Genomic DNA, 16,604 nt, shown 5'->3' on the forward strand with positions numbered 1-16,604 from the left:
GAAGTGGGGCGAATTATAGACACCTCAACGAGCGCGTCAACCGTTATTTTCAAAACCCCGAAAAATAGATAGTCAACGTCACAGCTATATAGAAGAGAATACGTGGATGCGCAATATATTGCCCAAAAGACGATTATTCAGCATCATGTACATGCCTCACTTCACCGCCCTGACAGGACGCTTTACCGACATGTCTGCCAAACCCAGCAACATCGCACCCCTTTTATTCCCTCTGGGGTTGCTGATCATCGCAATGATATCGATCCAGAGCGGCGCATCTCTGGCCAAGAGCCTTTTCCCGGTAGTCGGCGCCCAAGGAACAACCGCGCTGCGCCTTATCTTTGCCAGCCTGATTCTTCTATTAGTACTGCGCCCGTGGCGCGCGCGTCTGACGGCGAAGTCGTTGCGCACGGTAATGCTCTACGGTATTTCGCTGGGCAGCATGAACATGCTCTTCTATATGTCATTGCAGACCGTACCGCTGGGTATCGCCGTCGCACTCGAATTCACGGGGCCTTTGGCAGTGGCTCTGTGGGCGTCGCGCAAGGTAATCGACTTTCTCTGGGTGGCCCTGGCGGTGATCGGCCTCCTGCTGCTCATCCCTATAGGAGAATCGAGTGCAAGTATCGATCTGGTGGGAGCAGGTTATGCATTGGGAGCAGGCATCTGCTGGGCGGCCTATATCCTGTTCGGGCAGAAAGCCGGCGCAGATAACGGCATTCAGACCGCAGCGTTGGGCGTCACGATCGCAGCCCTCTTCATAGCGCCCATTGGCGTGGTGCATGCGGGGGCCTCCTTGCTGGATGTTTCGCTTATCCCCGCCGCACTGGGCGTCGCGGTTCTCTCGACTGCCCTGCCCTACAGCCTGGAAATGGTTGCACTGACCCGGATGTCGGCACGCACCTTCGGCACGCTCGCCAGTCTGGAGCCGGTATTTGCGGCGCTGTCAGGGCTGATTTTTCTTCATGAGGATCTGTCGCTCACCCAGTGGCTGGCCATCGGCGCAATCATCGTCGCCTCGATTGGAGCGACGTTGGGCTCGACACCGGCTAAACCCCAGCTGGTGCCCGCGGACTGAACGTCTTTATCAGGAACCAGTCACAAGGCACTGGTAATTGTCTCGCGCTTGAGCCATGTTTAGGCCGTAGCCAATCTCATTTTCGAGATTCGGTCTGTGTGTCATCTACGAAAAGCATAATAAGAAACTCAGGCACGTAAGGCGCTCAAGTAATGGTTTGCTTAAGGAAAGGAATGAAATTCATCTTTATCGCGGTGGCCGTTCTGGCCATGGCGGGTTGTGCGGCAACCTCGAAACCCGTCAAGCAGACCAAGCGCGGGATTCACATCAACTGCTCCGGGCTTTCATCGTCCTGGGCCAAATGTTACGAACTCGCGACCAATACCTGCCAGTCAGGGACATTCAGGGTCATCGCCAAGTCGGGTGACACAGAGGCAGAGCCGGAGGATTACCCGTTCGGCCTCAATCCGGCCGGCTACACCAGTCGCAGCATGATCATCGTGTGTAAAAAAGGCTCGTCGCTGAGCAATGAGTTGCCGAAGTCCTGAGACCGCGGCAACCGACACCCTTAGTCAAATCGCAGCGGTTCGCGCCTGCAGCCACTGCAGCGCAGCGCCTTCAAGCAGCGGGCTTAAACGTTGATTGACGTGCGCGTGGTAATCATTGAGCCACTGCCGCTCTTCAAGACTCAACATCGAAAGCTCGATGCACCGCGTATCGATCGGGCAAAGGGTCAAGGTTTCGAACTTCAGAAACTCACCGAACTCGGTCTTCCCCGCTTCCTGGTTGATCACCAGATTCTCGATACGCACACCCCAGCGTCCCGGCCTGTAGGTTCCCGGCTCGATTGACGTGATCATGCCCGCAAGCATGGCCGTCTGAGGGGTTGCCGGTGCCTGATAGGCGATGACTTGCGGCCCCTCGTGTACGTTCAGGAAATAGCCGACTCCATGACCGGTGCCATGGCCGTAGTTGACACCCTCGGTCCAGAGGGGTGCCCGGGCAATGGCGTCCAGCAGAGGCGAAAGAATGCCTTTGGGGAAATGTGTACGCGAAAGCGCGATGACGCCTTTCAGCACGCGGGCGCAATCCTGCTTCTGCTCGAGGGAGGGCGTGCCTATCGCGACCATACGGGTGATATCTGTCGTGCCGCCCAGGTATTGTCCGCCAGAGTCGATCAGCAACAGGCCGTCACCTTCGATCTGCGCGTGTTCGGCTTCGGTGGCACGGTAATGCGGCATGGCGCCATTGGCATTGAAGCCTGCGATGGTTGCGAAACTGGCAGAAATGTAACCCTGACGGCGTTCGCGCGCCGCAGTCAGGTTCTCATCGATGGTCAGTTCGCTGACCGGCTGATGCCCCAGCGCGCTGTCCAGCCAGGCGAAGAACTCACAGAGCGCTGCTCCATCCTGCTCCATGGCCTGACGAATATGCCCGGTGTCGGCCTCGGTCTTCTGCGACTTCAGCAAGGTGCTTGGATTCAGCCCTTCGACCAGGGTGACTTCGCTGTCCAGATAATCCAGCAGCCCGCAGGTCACACGAGCCGGGTCGACCAGCAGCCGTGCCGACTTGGGCAGCTCACGCAACGCGGCACCGATTTGCGTGTACTCCATCAGGTTGACGCCATCCAGTTCCAGATTCCGACGGACCTCGGCGCTCACTTTCTTCGAGTCGACAAACAATGTGACGCTTTGCGGGCCAATCAGAGTGAATGAGATAAACACCGGATTGTACGAAACGTCGGAACCGCGCAGATTGAACAGCCAGGCAATGTCATCCAGCGTCGGAACGAAATGCCAGTCCGCGCCCTTTTCGCTCATCGCCTTGCGAACCAGATTCAGCTTGTCGCGGCGCGAGACCGATGCCTGGGGCGGCAGATGTTCGTAGACCGGGCTGACCGGCAACGCCGGGCGATCCTGCCAGAGCTCGATGAGCAGATCGATGTCGGTCCGCAACCGGGCACCGCGCGCATACAGCTTGCTCGCCAGAGTGCGTGAAGACGCCACCGCCAGCACAGCACCGTCAACCGCAACCACGGTCTCGGCAGTCGCCTGATCAGCGAGCCACTCCAGTGGCCCCTGCTGACCGGGAATCAATTTGACCAGTTCGATGCCACTGCCGGCCAGTTCCTTGGTTGCCTGCTCCCAATAGCGACTGTCCGCCCACACGCCAGCGAAACTCTGGGTAATGATCAGCGTGCCCACGGAGCCATGAAAACCCGACAACCACTGGCGCCCTTGCCAGTAACCGGGCAGGTACTCGGAGAGATGAGGGTCTGCCGACGGCACCAGATAGGCATCGATGCGCTCCCTGCTCATCAAGGCGCGCGTTAGCGCCAATCGTTCTGCCACGGTGTTACTGGCGCTCGCTTGCGTACTCATTGGTTCTCCTGCTGACCGAAAATGGCTGCTATAACCCGTCAGATAATGGAGCACTCCTCAAGCGTGAGCAACCGCCCAGAAAGCAGGCTGGATGACGCTTGCACGAATCGCCTCGGCAGCACGGCAGATATCCTGCTCGCGGGTAAAGCGTCCGATGCTCAGACGGATTGTCTGACTGGCTGCCTGAGGGCTAAGACCCAGTGCAATCAATACGTGCGAGGGGGTATTTTTGGCTGAATTGCACGCCGACGTTGAAGAGAACGCGAGGTGTTGCTCCAGTGCAGCGGCATTCAAATCATGGTTACCAAATGTGAGGCTCAGCGTGTGGGCAATCCTTTTTGAAGGACTGCCATTGATACAGAGACCGGGAATGCCACGCAGTTGCTCGAGAAGCAGGCCATTCAGGCGCTCGATTTCGAGGAGTTCCTGGCCAAACGTCTCGCCTGCCAATGCAAACGCAGCGCCCATACCCGCAATCTGATGGGTGGCCAGGGTACCGGAACGCAACCCGGACTCATGTCCACCGCCATGAATCTGCGCCAGAACTCGCTGCTCCGCGCGGGGGCCGACGTACAAGGCACCAATGCCTTTGGGCCCGTAGATCTTGTGAGCGGAAAATGACATGAGGTCGACCGCAAGGCTGCTCAGATCAATCGCGACCTTGCCCGCGCCCTGTGCCGCATCGACATGCAGCAACGCGCCGTGTCCGCGAACCCGCCGACCGATCTCGGCGACGTCATTGACCGTCCCCAACTCATTGTTGACCAGCATCAGTGACACCAGAAAGGTGTCCTCACGCAAGGCAGCACTGACGGCATCGGCGCTGATCAGACCATCGGCATCAGGCACCAGGTACGTGACGGTGAAACCACCTGCCTGCAGCTGCTGCGCCGTATCGAGCACAGCCTTGTGTTCGATCTGACTGGTAATGATGTGCCCGCCGGGCTTGCCAAGGCGCCCTGCCCGTTCCTGAGCGACACCCTTCAGGGCCAGATTGTTGGACTCTGTCGCTCCGGAGGTCCAGATGATCTGTGAGGCCTGAGCACCCACCAGACCTGCGACCTGTTGACGAGCGTTCTCAACAGCAAGGCGAGCACTCCGTCCGAAGCCATGGGAACTGGAAGCGGGATTCCCGAAATTGCCCGAGAGACCCAGGCACTCGACCATCACCTTGATGACGCGCTCGTCGACAGGCGTGGTGGCGGCGTAATCGAAATACAGGGCTGACTCTTTCATGACGGCTCCTCTGACTGGCGCGGCCTATGCGATGAAATATTCGAACTCGCTAAAGCGTCATCGCAACCAGGCCTGTGAGGCCATCATGCACGATTCAACATAGAACCAAAAATTATCAAATGGTATTTATATATTCTTTTTATGAATATAAGACGCATCGCAGACTGCGTTCCAGAGAATTGATAGAGGGTCGCCACCAGCGACAGCCGCTCTGCCATCTGTCCGATACTGCCGGGGTTTTCAGAAAGTTCGGCAGCGCGCCATGCCCAGGCGCATCTTCCACTCCCGCAAAACGCCCCACTTGACTGCACTCACCGTCACTTCAGGCACACATCAATAATAAAACCCGCTTTATCGTCAATTGAGACAACTGCAAACAGTGATTAATTTGAGTCAGTCTTCGATCACTGCGTTGACAGGAATCACGCACTGTAAAGACGCCTGAAAACTGTCAATTCACAGGCTTTGCATAATGTTTGTTTTTTGACGCCCAATAAAATCAATGGGTTAATAATTGCGTGAAACCATTTATCAAAAATTTAACAGAAAGCTGACGAAATAATTTGACAGAATCGCTGACGCTACCAATATATAGCACTGTCAGACACCTCCTGGTTTGTACGCTAATGCCACAGTGCACTGCGCTGGATGTTGTCAAGCTGTCGCTATTTGTTGTTCTGCCCGCGAAGTTAGTTGTTTCCACAGTGCCTTATCGGCGCTGGTGGATGTCTGTTGACTCATAAAAGCCTCGCATTTACTGAGCGCGCTCGGTGTGGCGGTAGCATTGCCTGAAGCAATCTGCCACGTGCCGTCGGTTCAAAAAGTGTCGCGTGGGCATTCGTTGGATAGATGTAGAGCATGGATCGCATGATTCGGGCGGTAGCGTGCCCGATAGACCGTTTTTCCACTCAGCAGCCAGTTGTATGTATTTGGTTGTCCGCCTCCCCTGAACCGAGGTGCCACTGAATGCCCTGCCTACCCGATTTCGATATGCAACATGTTCAACACTTGGCCCAAGACATGGATACCCAGGGTTTCGCACGATTAAAGAACGTACTCAACGACATCGACCTTGAGCAGTTAAGAGCCTTTACCGACCGACAGGCTTCGCAGCATCCCGGTGAGTACTTCGCCTATCACGGTGAAACTGCACTGAGTGAAAGTCTGTTGGCCAGTCTGTGGTCGACGCCTGAATTCAAACACCTGCTGGGCCTGCTTTATGAGCATGGCGCACACCGGCAAAGCATCAGCGATCAGATCTTTCCTGTGTTGCGCTGCGTTCAGGGCGAACAGGGGTTGCGTGAGTCCAATTGCTTTCACTACGACGCCAGTCTGGTGACCGCACTGATTCCGATCTACATCCCGACCGAGGGAGAGGAGTGCGGCGATCTGATGCTGTTCCCCAATCTGCGCAACGTCCGCCAACACATCGCGCTCAACATCATCGAGAAGTCGCTGCTGCAAAACCGCCTCACGCGCTGGGCCATGCGGGTTGCGATCAGGCACGAATGGCTCAAGCCCAAGGTATTGAAACTGCAACCCGGCGATATCTACCTGTTCTGGGGTTATCGCACGCTGCACGCCAATCAGGCCTGCGGCCCGGGTCTTAAACGTGCGACGGCGATCTTCCATTTCGGTGACCCACACAGTGGCAGCCGGGTGACCCGCCTGATTCTCGACCATACCCAGCAACGGGCTGCACGCGTCAGCGCGCAGACCGGCATTTCGCCTCCGGAAACCGATACACGGCAATCGCCAATGCTCTGAATCAACCCTCGCTACACAGTGATACACAGGAACATGGAGGCTTCGATGATTAACGTGACCAAGACTTACCTTGGTGATATCGACAAGTTCAAGCGGTATGTCGAGGGGATCTATGCACGCGGCTGGCTGACCAATCACGGTCCGCTGGCCGGCGAGCTTGAAAGCAGGCTCAAGGAATACCTGGGGGTCCGGCACATCATCCTAACCAATAACGGCACGCTCGCCCTGCAGGTGGCGTACCGCGCGTTGGGCCTGAGTGGCAGTGCAGTGACGACGCCGTTCAGCTTCGTGGCGACCAGCAGTTCGTTGCAGTGGGAAGGCATACGGCCGATCTTTGCCGATATCGATCCCGCCACCTGGAACATCTCGCCCCGGCACATCGAAAGCCGTATCGAAGAAGACACCACCGCAATCGTCGGCACACATGTGTTCGGTAATCCGTGCGCGGTGGACGCAATCGAGGAGATCGCACGCAGGCACAAACTCAAGGTTGTGTATGACGGCGCCCATGCGTTTGCCGTACGTCACGCCGGTCAGTCAGTGCTCAACCGGGGTGATATCAGCACGCTCAGTTTTCATGCGACCAAGCTGTTCCACACGATCGAAGGCGGCGCGATCATCACCAATGATGACGAACTGGCCAGACGCGCGTGCCTGCTGTGCAATTTCGGTATTGCCGACGTCGACAAGATCGACGGCATCGGCATCAACGCCAAGCTCAACGAGTTCTCGGCGGCCATGGGGCTGTGCATTCTGGACAACATCGAGAACATCCTCGAAGAACGAGCCGAAATTGCCCATCGCTATACCTCGCGACTGGAAAACTATCTGGACCTGCAGGAGCCGCAGGCCGACAGCGAGCTGAACCACAGCTATTACCCGATAGGTTTGCGTGACGAACAGGCGCTGCTGGAGGTGCGGTCGGCGCTCAACCTGCGCGAGATCAACCCTCGGCGCTACTTCTATCCGTCGCTCGACACCCTCGAGTACCTGCAACCGCAGCCAGGGCAGCCCGTCTCTCGCGCGTTGAGTGAGCGCGTGTTGTGCCTGCCGATCTATCCCGGCCTGCTCAAGGACGACCAGGACCGGATCATCCAGACCCTGCTTGAATCCTGCAGCCTGGACCGCCTGAGTTACCAAAGCCCTGTCATTGCCCAGGTCATTTGATAGACATGTCCAGCAAACGGTCCGTGATTCGCAACACCGCCCTGAACTACGTCGGTCAGGCCTACGTCCTGCTGGTCGGAATTCTGATCCTGCCCTTCTACCTCGGCCATCTTGGCGCTGAAGTCTATGGACTGATCGGGTTCTTTACCGTGCTGCAGGCATGGCTGCAACTGCTCGACGCAGGATTGTCACCCAGCCTGGTGCGTGCCGTGGCTCATGGACAGGGAGCGCCTGCCAGTGAACATGCGGCGGGCCGTCTGCTGCGTTCCTTCGAGCTGATGTTCCTGCCGATGGCGATCATCAGTTGCACGACGATCTACCTGGCCAGCTCGTGGATTGCGACCCACTGGCTCAACGCCAATACGCTGCAACCACAGACGCTGATCAACTGCATCGGCCTGATGGGCGTGGTGATTGCGCTGCGGCTGTATTCGACCCTGTACAAAAGCGGTATCCAGGGCCTTGAGCAGCATGCCTGGCTGAATGCGGTCAACGTATTGATTGCCACCCTGCGCTATTTTGGCGGCCTGGTGCTGGTCAGCCAGTTCTCGCAGGACCCGCAGGACTTCTTCGAGTTTCAGGTCGTCGTGGGGCTGATCGAAGCCTTGATCTTTGCGACGCGGGCCTGGCAGCAAATGCCGGTTGCACACTGGTCCAACGGTTTCGACTGGCAACGGGTCAGGCCGATCCTGCCCTTCGCGGCGAGCATGTCGCTCAGCGCGGTGTTGTGGATCGTGCTGACCCAGATGGACAAGGCGTTGCTGTCCAGCCTGCTGCCGCTGGACCAGTACGGTTATTTCTCGCTCGTGGCGTTGATGACCACCGGCATCATGATGCTGACCAACCCGCTGGTGCAGACCCTGCTGCCGCGCCTGACCGTACTGATGGCCGAAGGCAGACGCGACGACATGCACGCCCTTTTTCTGGCGGCCCACCGTTTCGTCTGCACCTTTCTGTTTCCACTGGCGGCAGTCATTGCGCTGCATGCCGAACCGCTGGTGCTCGCCTGGACAGGCGATGCAGACGCCGCGCGCTGGAGCCGGCCGATCCTGAGTTGGTACGCGCTGGGCAGCGCGATCATGGCGGCCAGCGCGTTTCAGTTCTATCTGCAGTACGCCTACGGCCAGATGCACCTGCATCTCTGGTACAGCGTCATTTCAGCCGTCATCACCGTTCCGACCCTGTTTCTGGCCATTCACTTTCAAGGCGTATACGGCGCGGCGCTGGCCTGGTTCTTTCTGCGTGCAGCGTCGTTCGCCATCTGGCCGATGATCGTCCACCAACGTCTCGCACCGGGCATTCATGGTCAGTGGCTGCGCGACATCCTGCGCATCAGTGTGATGACCGCAGCGGGCCTTTTCATCAGCCAGCCGGTGTTCGACCTGATCGCCGGTCAGAGCCGCACCAGCCTGTTTCTGGCCCTGGCGGCGAGCGGCTTCATCACCCTTGCGCTGGTCGCCGCGAGCTACAAGCCACTGGCATTGAAGATCTACATCTTGTTCAGCAAACCGAGTACATGAGCCATGGATGTCACTGCAAAAAAAGCCGGCACGACGCGTCCGGAGCACCAGCCGCCGCTGCTGAGTATCGTTTGCCCGGCCTACAATCAGGAAGCGTTCATCGCCCAGACGCTGGATGGCTTTCTGTCCCAGCAAACCTCGTTCAGCTACGAGATTCTGGTCCACGACGATGCGTCCACCGACGGCACGGCCCGTATCATTGCGCAGTACACCGAACGCCACCCGACGATCATCCGGGCCTTCTATCAGCAGACCAACCAGTACAGCCAGGGCATTCCCTGCGTGCCGAATCTGTTCGCCAAGGCGCGTGGGCGTTACATCGCCTACTGCGAGGCCGACGACTACTGGACCGACCCGCGCAAGCTGCAACTGCAGGTGGACTTTCTTGAGAGTCATCCCGACTACGTCATTACCTACCACGACGCGTTCGCATTCGACGAGAACGGCCAGTACGGCATTCAGTTGCAAGGTGATCTGCGCGCCGACGCCACCAGCCTGGAACTGCAGAAGGCGCGCCGCATTTCGACCCTGACCACCTGCTTTCGCAACGTGTTCAGCGCCATGCCGCCCGAACTGCACATTCGCATCGCGCCGTTGAACGACCTGTGCTGGTGGTCGCTGCTGGGTGCCTACGGCAAGGGCAAGTTCATCGCCGAGATCAAGCCGGCTGCTTACCGATTGCATCCGGGCGGCGTGTTCTCGATGCGCAGCGACAAACGCAAGTTGCACATGAGTCTGCAGACCTGCTCGAGCCTGGCCAACTACTACAACCGCCTGGGTAACCAGGCACTGTACGAATACTTCCTGATGCAGACGGTCTGCCTGTCGCTGTCGGCGCTGGAGCCGCGCCATAAGCTGCAGACGCTGTTGATGGTGGCGCGCAACTTTGCCGTCAACCTGAGCAAACGACTCTGGTCCGGCACCGGCAAAGCCCATGTTCAGTAACGTGCTGGTGGTGTGCGTTGGTAACATCTGCCGCAGCCCGATGGCTGTCGCGCTGTTGCGTCACCGCCTGGCAGACCCGGAAGTGCGCATTCAGTCGGCAGGCATTGCCGCCCTGTCCGGCTCGGCCATGGATCCGCTGGCCAAGGCCGTCCTGCAATCGCATCAGGTGCCGACCCGCCGCCATGAGGCGCGACAGGTCAACCGGCATCTGCTGCATCAGGCGGACCTGATCCTGCTCATGGAGCAGGCGCATTTTTCGCGAATTCTCAAGCTGGCGCCGGAAGTGCGCGGCAGAACCTTCCTGCTCGGCAAATGGCAGCACACGCTGGAAATAGCAGACCCGTATCGACGACCCAAGTCAGCCTTTGAACAGACCTATCAGCATCTCTCGCGATGCATCGATGACTGGCTCCCCCATCTTCAGTCAGGAGAAACAAGATAAATGACCGTCATGAACCGTCCCTCCCTGGACTACTACCAGGACACCCGGATCGATCTGGCAACTATCTTGCGCATGTTGTTCGATCACAAGGCCTTGATCATCTGGACTGTCAGCCTGTTTTTCCTGGCCGGGCTTGCATATGCGATTCTCGCCACGCCGGTGTTCCAGGCCAGCGCGATGATTCAGATCGAGCCGAAGAAAGTCGGCATCGAGGGCACACCCGAGGTCAACAACAAGCCGTCGTCGGTCTCCCAGGCCACCACGGAAATCGAGCTGATCAAATCCCGCGCCCTGCTTGGCAAGGTGGTGGACGACCTGAAACTGAATCTGGTCCAGACGCCCGATTTCTTTCCGGTCATCGGTCCCTATCTCTATCGCACGTTCAAGCCTGAATACGAAGGTGCGCTGGCCGAGCCGCTGTTCGGCCTGACCCAGTACGCCTGGGGCGGCGAGAAAATCGATGTCTTCCAGCTGGAAGTCCCCGAAGCCCTGCTGGGCGAAAAGCTGACGCTGGTGGCAGGCAACCCCGGCCAGTTTTCGCTGTATGACAGCGATCACAACCTGTTGCTCAGTGGCGCCATCAACCGGATCGTCGAGGGTAACGGCGTGAAGATTCAGGTCGCTGCCTTGCATGCGCACCCTGGCACCGAATTCACCATTTCGCGCCAGCGAACCCTGACCTCGGCACTGATCTACCAGAATCGCCTGAAGATCACCGAAGCAGGCAAGGATTCGGGGATCATTTACCTGTCCATCGAGGATCAGGACGCCGACAAGGCCAACAAGATTCTGGACGAGGTCAGCCACCTCTATGTGCGCCAGAACGTTGAGCGCAGCTCTGCCGAAGCCGCACAGCGCCTGCAGTTCCTGCGCTCGCAACTGCCCATGGTGCGCAAGCAGCTGGAAGAGTCCGAAGTGGCCCTGAACAACTTTCAGACCAGTGCCAAATCGGTGGACCTGAGCATCGAGACCAAAGGCGTGCTGGATCAGGTGGTCAAGCTGGACTCGATGCTGTCGGAACTCAAGCTCAAGCGCGTCGAGATCGAACGCCTGTACACCCAGGAACACCCGACCTATCGCAGTCTGATGAGTCAGATGAGCCAGCTTGAACAGCAGAAACAGGGCTTGCTGAAGAAGATCGAGGCCCTGCCGATGACGCAACAGGAACTGCTGCGTCTGACCCGCGACATGCAGGTCACCAGCCAGACCTACACCCTGATGCTCAACAAGAGCCAGGAGCAGGACATTCTGCGCGCAGGAAGCATCGGTAACGTGCGGGTGATCGACAACGCCGATACCAACGTCGAACGGCCGGTCAAGCCGATGAAAACCCTGGTTGTGCTGCTGGCCACGCTGGTCGGGGCACTGGTAGCGGTGACCATCATCTTTGTTCGCCAGGCCTTCTACCGCGGCGTGGAAAGCGCCGAGGTCATCGAAAACAGCGGCATGCCGGTGTATGCGTCGCTGCCCTACTCTCGCCAGCAGGACCGTCTGGAGAAAACCACCAAGGGCGGCGGCGCGCCCAAGGAATCAAAGCTGCTGAGCATTGCGGCGCCCAATGAACTGGCTATCGAGTCTTTGCGCAGCCTGCGCACCAGCCTGCATTTCGCGATGCTCGAAGCGCGCAACAACGTGCTGATGATTTCCAGCCCGTCGCCCGGCGCGGGCAAGTCGTTCGTGTCCAGCAACCTGGCAGCGATCATTGCCCAGACCGGCAAACGCGTACTGCTCATCGACGCCGACATGCGCAAGGGCTACCTGCACCGGATCTTCGGCCTGCAACCCAAACACGGTCTGTCCGACACCCTGGCTGCCCGATTGAAATGCACCGAGGTGATCAATCACACCCAGATTCGCCATCTGGACTTTATCTCCTGCGGCTTCGCGGCGCCCAACCCTTCCGAACTGCTGATGCACGACAACTTCAACAAGATGCTCACCGAGCTGTCGCCGTTGTACGACCTGATCCTGGTGGACACCCCGCCCATCCTCGCGGTAACCGATGCCACGCTGGTCGGCCGTCAGGCGGGCACCTGCCTGCTGGTCGCACGCTTCGGCATCACCACGCTCAAGGAAATCGAGGCCTGCAAACGCCGGCTCGGCCAGAACGGCATTCTGATCAAAGGCGCCATCTTCAACGCCGTAGTCCGCAAGGCAACCACCTCGGACTACGACTGCGCGGCGTATGGCTACAACTACCACCCCGTCAACAAATGAACGCCCCGGATAACGCTCTCTTCAAGCCCTAAAAGGAATTAACCATGGCCAGAACCGTAGCAATGATGCAGCCCTACCTGTTTCCCTATCTGGGCTACTTCCAGTTGATCGCAGCCGCTGATGTCTTCGTCCTGGGCGACGACCTGCAGTACATCCGGGCGGGCTGGGTAAATCGCAACCGGATCCTGAGCAACGGCCAGGCCCGACTGATCACCTTCCCGCTGAAGAAGGATCACTTCGAGCTGCCCATCATGCAGCGCAGCCTGATCGACAATTTTTCCGACGAAGCCAGTCGGCTGATCAATGTCATCGCTCAGAACTATCGCCGGGCGCCGTACTTTGCGCAGGTGATGCCGTTGCTGGAGCGACTGATCCGCCATCCGCAATACAACCTGGCGCTGTATGCGGAAAACACCTTGCGTGAGCTGTGCGCTTATCTGCAGATCGATACGCCGATCATTCGCGGCTCCGATCTGAAGATCAACCAATGCACCGACAGGCAGGATCGGGTGATCCGGGTGGCACACGCGCTGTCCGCCACCTCGGTGCTCAACCCGCTGGGCGGCATGCAGCTTTACGACCGCGACCGCTTTGCCCGCAACGGTCTGCTGCTGCGCTTTTTCTCCATGCGTCCCGTCACGTACCCGCAACTGGGCCAGCCCTTCGTCAGTGACCTGTCGATCATTGACGTGCTGATGTTCAACAGTCTGGAACAGGTGCAGGCGCTGCTGAGCCAGTGCACGACCCACGATCTGCAGGTTGCCAACGATCCGTTCGTGCGGATCGGTCAGGACCCGACACTTGCCCCTTCCTCGCAACTGGCAGCGGAGTGAGTCCCATGTCCTTATCCGAACGTCCCGCCCGCTGGTATCTGATCCAGACCAAACCCCGCCAGGAAGCCCGTGCCGAAGAGCACCTGCAGCGCCAGCATTTCGAGTGCTACCGGCCACTCAAGTCGGGGGAAAGAAAGCGCAGCAACCGGACTTCGGTCGAAGAGGAACTGTTCCCGGGCTACCTGTTCATCCGCATGGATCAGGTGCATGACAACTGGTACCCGATCCGCTCGACACGTGGAGTGGCACGCATCGTCACCTTCGGCGGACACCCGGTGCCGGTGCGTGACGAGCTGATCGAGCAGATCCGCCAGCGGTTGTCTGCACCGGCGCCAAGAATGGTGTTTACCCAGGGCGAGCCCGTGCTGATCAAGGCGGGGGGTTTTTGCGACGTCGAAGCCATCTTCCTGGCCACCGACGGCACCGAACGCGCCGTGATCCTGCTCAACATGCTGCAACGTCAGCAGAAAGTCGTCCTGCCGATCAGCAGCCTGGCACGGATGGAAGCGCGGGTTTGAGCGTTCGCGCAGTGCAGCAGTAACACCAGGTCTGGCAACAGACATCGCCTCTATCAACAACACGTGATCTGCTGAGTGAACAGGCTTTTTGTGGGAGGCGGCTTGCCGACGATGAACGATGACATGTTTTTCCTGACATACCGCGTCGACCGAATCGCCGGCAAGCCGCCTCCCACACTGGACAGCGCTACGTCGAAGACGTGGTGGCGCGTCTCACATGAGATCGCCGTCATTCAATAAGCGCGTACCTGCCAGCCACTCACACCACGACCATCGACAGTCCCCTTCACGCCAACACCGGAAACAGACCATGACCCACCGGACCACCCTGGTGACGCTCACCTATGGTGATCGTTTCAACTATCTGCACACGCTGGTCAGCCGTTCGCTGGAAAGCCCGCTGATCGAGCGGGTCATCATCGTCAGTAACGCTTCGGTCGCGCCGCTGCAGAATCTGAGCAGCAAGTGGCCCGGTCAGGTCGAAGTCATCCGGCTGGAACACAACACCGGTTCGGCACACGGTTATTCGGTCGGCATCCAGGCCGCGCTGGATGCCGGGGCCGAATACATCTGGCTGATGGATGACGACAACGCACCTACCATCAACGCCATCGAAGTGCTTCACCATCATCTCCACCAGCGAGGAGCCATCGATGGCAGGGACAAGACGGCGGTGCTCGGGTTTCGTCCCACGCATCAGGCTGACATCGCAGCAGGCGTACCCCGACGATTCGCGGTTCAACTGAGGTCCAGCTTCTTCGGTTTTCACATCGCCCAACTGCCATACAAGATCTGGCGCCGTCTGCCCTGGGGCAAGCCTGCGGCCGATCACACTGTGCCGCAGACCGTTCAGTTGCCCTTTGCCACCTATGGTGGATTGCTGGCCCATCGCAGCCTTTACATCAAGATCGGCCTGCCGCTGGAAGCGCTGAAGCTCTATGCCGATGACAGTGAATACACCTGGCGGATCACCGCCGGTGGCGGGCGGATTTATCTGGTGCCCGAGGCGCTGCTCGATGACCTGGAAGACTCCTGGAACATCAAGGCGCGCACCCGCAATGTCTACGAAAACTATTTGCTGGCCGGCTCGGATCTGCGCGCTTATTACGGCGCACGCAACCAGGCCTGGTTCGATAAAAACGTCTGGGCGTCGTCCCCTCTGCTCTACCGACTCAACCGCTGGGTGTTTTTCTGCCTGCTGCGCGTGATCGCCAGGCGTTGTGATGCCGGACAGCGTCTGAGCCTGATCGAGCAGGCCATCAGCGATGGCGAGGCTGGCGTGCTGGGCCTCAACAGGTCATATCCTCTATGAAAATTCTCTTTATCAGCAGCCTCTACGCACCCGACATCGGCGGCGGCGCGGAAATCATTTTGCAGCGCACCGTAGAAGGCCTGCAGAAACGCGGCCATAGCGTCGCCGTACTGGCCACCACCGATCAGCCGGGATTGCACATGACGGCGGTCAACCAGATCAAGGTCTATCGCGCCGGTCTGCATAACCTGTACTGGCATTTCACGGCGCAGCGGCCCGGCCGCCTGATCCGACTCGGCTGGCACCTGCGTGACCGCTACAACGTGGGCATGCGCGAGTACGTCAGTCAGGTGATGGAGATGGAGCAGCCGGACCTGGTGGTGTGCCATAACCTGACCGGCTGGTCGGTCTCGGCATGGGATGAAATCACTGCGTCAGGCCGCCCCATCGTTCAGGTGCTTCACGACCTCTATCTGCTCTGCCCCAGCAGCACCATGTTCAAGAAAGGCCACAGCTGCCAGCGCCAATGCGTGATGTGCAAGCAGTTTCGCAAGGGCCATGACGAGCGTTCAGCCCAGGTCAGCACGGTGGTAGGCGTCAGCCAGTACATGCTCGACACCTTGCAGGCCCAAGGTTATTTCAAGGGCGCCAAAGGCTACGTGGTGCACAACGCAAGTCCCATCCCGATGGCCCTGCCACAGCAGCGCATTATTGATCCGCAAACGGCAGAGCCGACCAACGCGCCATTGCGCTTCGGCTATCTGGGCACCCTGTCGGACTCCAAGGGCGTGGGCTGGCTGATCGATCAGTTTCAGCATCTGCCATTCAACGCGACGCTGCAGATCGCCGGACGCGGGCAGATCAACGATGAGAAACGCTTCAAGGCCATGGTGACCTCACCGAACATCAGTTTTGTCGGTTATCAGAAGCCCGAAACGTTCTACAACCAGATCGACGTGGCGGTGGTGCCGTCCATCTGGAACGAGCCTTTCGGCATGGTGGCGGTGGAGGCCTGCGCCTATTCCCGTCCGGTCATCGCCAGCCGCATGGGTGGATTGAAGGAAATCATCCAGGACCAGCTCAACGGTCTGTTGTGCAGCCCGGACGATCCCGATTCGCTGGGGCTGGCGATGCTCAAGCTGCACCAGCAGCCCAGCCTGCTGGCGCGCCTCAGTGCCCAGGCGCGCAACAGCGTCGCGTCGCTGCTGAATCTGGACCTGATGCTGGACCAGTACGAGACGCTCTTTGCCCAGACCGTGCTGGACAGCATCACAACGCCCGACCAGCGTCAGTACAACCCTGTCTAGG

General features: G+C 58.8%; 14 protein-coding genes. 12 read left to right on the top strand and 2 right to left on the bottom strand.

Features of this window, described 5'->3' with window-relative positions; all coding sequences use genetic code 11:
* The first annotated feature begins 190 nt into the window (after positions 1-190).
* Together rhtA and QRN20_RS24425 are read left to right on the top strand one after the other, a co-directional pair.
* Positions 191-1,078 (top strand): threonine/homoserine exporter RhtA, encoded by an 888-nt coding sequence (gene rhtA / locus QRN20_RS24420; protein ID WP_043304550.1) that lies wholly within the window; start codon positions 191-193, stop codon positions 1,076-1,078.
* Positions 1,079-1,251: 173 nt separating this feature from the next.
* Positions 1,252-1,566, top strand: a complete 315-nt coding sequence (locus QRN20_RS24425) for a hypothetical protein (RefSeq protein ID WP_004887113.1) — start codon at positions 1,252-1,254, stop codon at positions 1,564-1,566.
* Between the two features lie 24 nt (positions 1,567-1,590).
* Here the strand turns inward: QRN20_RS24425 and QRN20_RS24430 are convergent, their stop codons facing one another.
* Positions 1,591-3,399: an aminopeptidase P family protein gene (locus tag QRN20_RS24430; RefSeq protein WP_058432109.1), complete on the bottom strand. Its 1,809-nt coding sequence runs from the start codon at positions 3,397-3,399 to the stop codon at positions 1,591-1,593.
* Between the two features lie 57 nt (positions 3,400-3,456).
* A complete protein-coding gene (locus QRN20_RS24435; protein ID WP_285361429.1) occupies positions 3,457-4,635 on the bottom strand; it encodes a cysteine desulfurase family protein in 1,179 nt (392 codons plus the stop codon).
* 990 nt (positions 4,636-5,625) lie between these two features.
* On the opposite strand from QRN20_RS24435, the gene QRN20_RS24440 reads away from it, so the two are divergent.
* From QRN20_RS24440 to QRN20_RS24485, 10 genes are all read left to right on the top strand, one after another.
* On the top strand, positions 5,626-6,402 hold the full coding sequence (locus tag QRN20_RS24440; protein ID WP_241004913.1) for a hypothetical protein: 777 nt from the start codon (positions 5,626-5,628) through the stop codon (positions 6,400-6,402).
* Positions 6,403-6,447: 45 nt separating this feature from the next.
* The gene (locus QRN20_RS24445; RefSeq protein ID WP_088235513.1) at positions 6,448-7,569 is read left to right on the top strand and encodes a DegT/DnrJ/EryC1/StrS family aminotransferase; all 1,122 of its coding nucleotides are present in this window, start codon (positions 6,448-6,450) and stop codon (positions 7,567-7,569) included.
* A 5-nt stretch (positions 7,570-7,574) separates the two neighbouring features.
* Positions 7,575-9,089, top strand: a complete 1,515-nt coding sequence (locus QRN20_RS24450) for a lipopolysaccharide biosynthesis protein (protein ID WP_043304504.1) — start codon at positions 7,575-7,577, stop codon at positions 9,087-9,089.
* A gap of 3 nt (positions 9,090-9,092) precedes the next feature.
* Positions 9,093-10,034: a glycosyltransferase family 2 protein gene (locus QRN20_RS24455; RefSeq protein WP_058432104.1), complete on the top strand. Its 942-nt coding sequence runs from the start codon at positions 9,093-9,095 to the stop codon at positions 10,032-10,034.
* The gene (locus tag QRN20_RS24460) at positions 10,024-10,476 is read left to right on the top strand and encodes a low molecular weight protein-tyrosine-phosphatase (RefSeq protein WP_004887099.1); all 453 of its coding nucleotides are present in this window, start codon (positions 10,024-10,026) and stop codon (positions 10,474-10,476) included. The genes QRN20_RS24455 and QRN20_RS24460 overlap by 11 nt, the downstream gene beginning before the upstream one ends.
* Positions 10,477-12,693 (top strand): polysaccharide biosynthesis tyrosine autokinase, encoded by a 2,217-nt coding sequence (locus tag QRN20_RS24465; RefSeq protein WP_025994709.1) that lies wholly within the window; start codon positions 10,477-10,479, stop codon positions 12,691-12,693.
* Positions 12,694-12,737: 44 nt separating this feature from the next.
* Positions 12,738-13,526 carry a WbqC family protein gene (locus QRN20_RS24470; protein ID WP_004887095.1) on the top strand — a complete coding sequence of 263 codons (789 nt, stop codon included), beginning with the start codon at positions 12,738-12,740 and terminating at the stop codon, positions 13,524-13,526.
* Between the two features lie 5 nt (positions 13,527-13,531).
* On the top strand, positions 13,532-14,044 hold the full coding sequence (gene rfaH / locus QRN20_RS24475; protein ID WP_069144386.1) for a transcription/translation regulatory transformer protein RfaH: 513 nt from the start codon (positions 13,532-13,534) through the stop codon (positions 14,042-14,044).
* Positions 14,045-14,354: 310 nt separating this feature from the next.
* Positions 14,355-15,356 carry a glycosyltransferase gene (locus QRN20_RS24480; RefSeq protein ID WP_122435479.1) on the top strand — a complete coding sequence of 334 codons (1,002 nt, stop codon included), beginning with the start codon at positions 14,355-14,357 and terminating at the stop codon, positions 15,354-15,356.
* Complete coding sequence (locus tag QRN20_RS24485; RefSeq protein WP_122413307.1) at positions 15,353-16,603, top strand: glycosyltransferase family 4 protein; 1,251 nt, start codon at positions 15,353-15,355, stop codon at positions 16,601-16,603. The genes QRN20_RS24480 and QRN20_RS24485 overlap by 4 nt, the downstream gene beginning before the upstream one ends.
* Position 16,604 lies beyond the last annotated feature (1 nt).

The sequence above is a fragment of the Pseudomonas sp. fls2-241-TYG-175 genome (assembly GCF_030209155.1).
GTDB classification, from domain to species: domain Bacteria; phylum Pseudomonadota; class Gammaproteobacteria; order Pseudomonadales; family Pseudomonadaceae; genus Aquipseudomonas; species Aquipseudomonas viridiflava.

Coding starts and splice junctions, on each gene's coding strand:
- rhtA (WP_043304550.1), top strand. CDS start 191: ATGTCTGCCAAACCCAGCAACATCGCACCCCTTTTATTCCCTCTGGGG.
- QRN20_RS24425 (WP_004887113.1), top strand. CDS start 1,252: ATGAAATTCATCTTTATCGCGGTGGCCGTTCTGGCCATGGCGGGTTGT.
- QRN20_RS24430 (WP_058432109.1), bottom strand. CDS start 3,399: ATGAGTACGCAAGCGAGCGCCAGTAACACCGTGGCAGAACGATTGGCG.
- QRN20_RS24435 (WP_285361429.1), bottom strand. CDS start 4,635: ATGAAAGAGTCAGCCCTGTATTTCGATTACGCCGCCACCACGCCTGTC.
- QRN20_RS24440 (WP_241004913.1), top strand. CDS start 5,626: ATGCAACATGTTCAACACTTGGCCCAAGACATGGATACCCAGGGTTTC.
- QRN20_RS24445 (WP_088235513.1), top strand. CDS start 6,448: ATGATTAACGTGACCAAGACTTACCTTGGTGATATCGACAAGTTCAAG.
- QRN20_RS24450 (WP_043304504.1), top strand. CDS start 7,575: ATGTCCAGCAAACGGTCCGTGATTCGCAACACCGCCCTGAACTACGTC.
- QRN20_RS24455 (WP_058432104.1), top strand. CDS start 9,093: ATGGATGTCACTGCAAAAAAAGCCGGCACGACGCGTCCGGAGCACCAG.
- QRN20_RS24460 (WP_004887099.1), top strand. CDS start 10,024: ATGTTCAGTAACGTGCTGGTGGTGTGCGTTGGTAACATCTGCCGCAGC.
- QRN20_RS24465 (WP_025994709.1), top strand. CDS start 10,477: ATGACCGTCATGAACCGTCCCTCCCTGGACTACTACCAGGACACCCGG.
- QRN20_RS24470 (WP_004887095.1), top strand. CDS start 12,738: ATGGCCAGAACCGTAGCAATGATGCAGCCCTACCTGTTTCCCTATCTG.
- rfaH (WP_069144386.1), top strand. CDS start 13,532: ATGTCCTTATCCGAACGTCCCGCCCGCTGGTATCTGATCCAGACCAAA.
- QRN20_RS24480 (WP_122435479.1), top strand. CDS start 14,355: ATGACCCACCGGACCACCCTGGTGACGCTCACCTATGGTGATCGTTTC.
- QRN20_RS24485 (WP_122413307.1), top strand. CDS start 15,353: ATGAAAATTCTCTTTATCAGCAGCCTCTACGCACCCGACATCGGCGGC.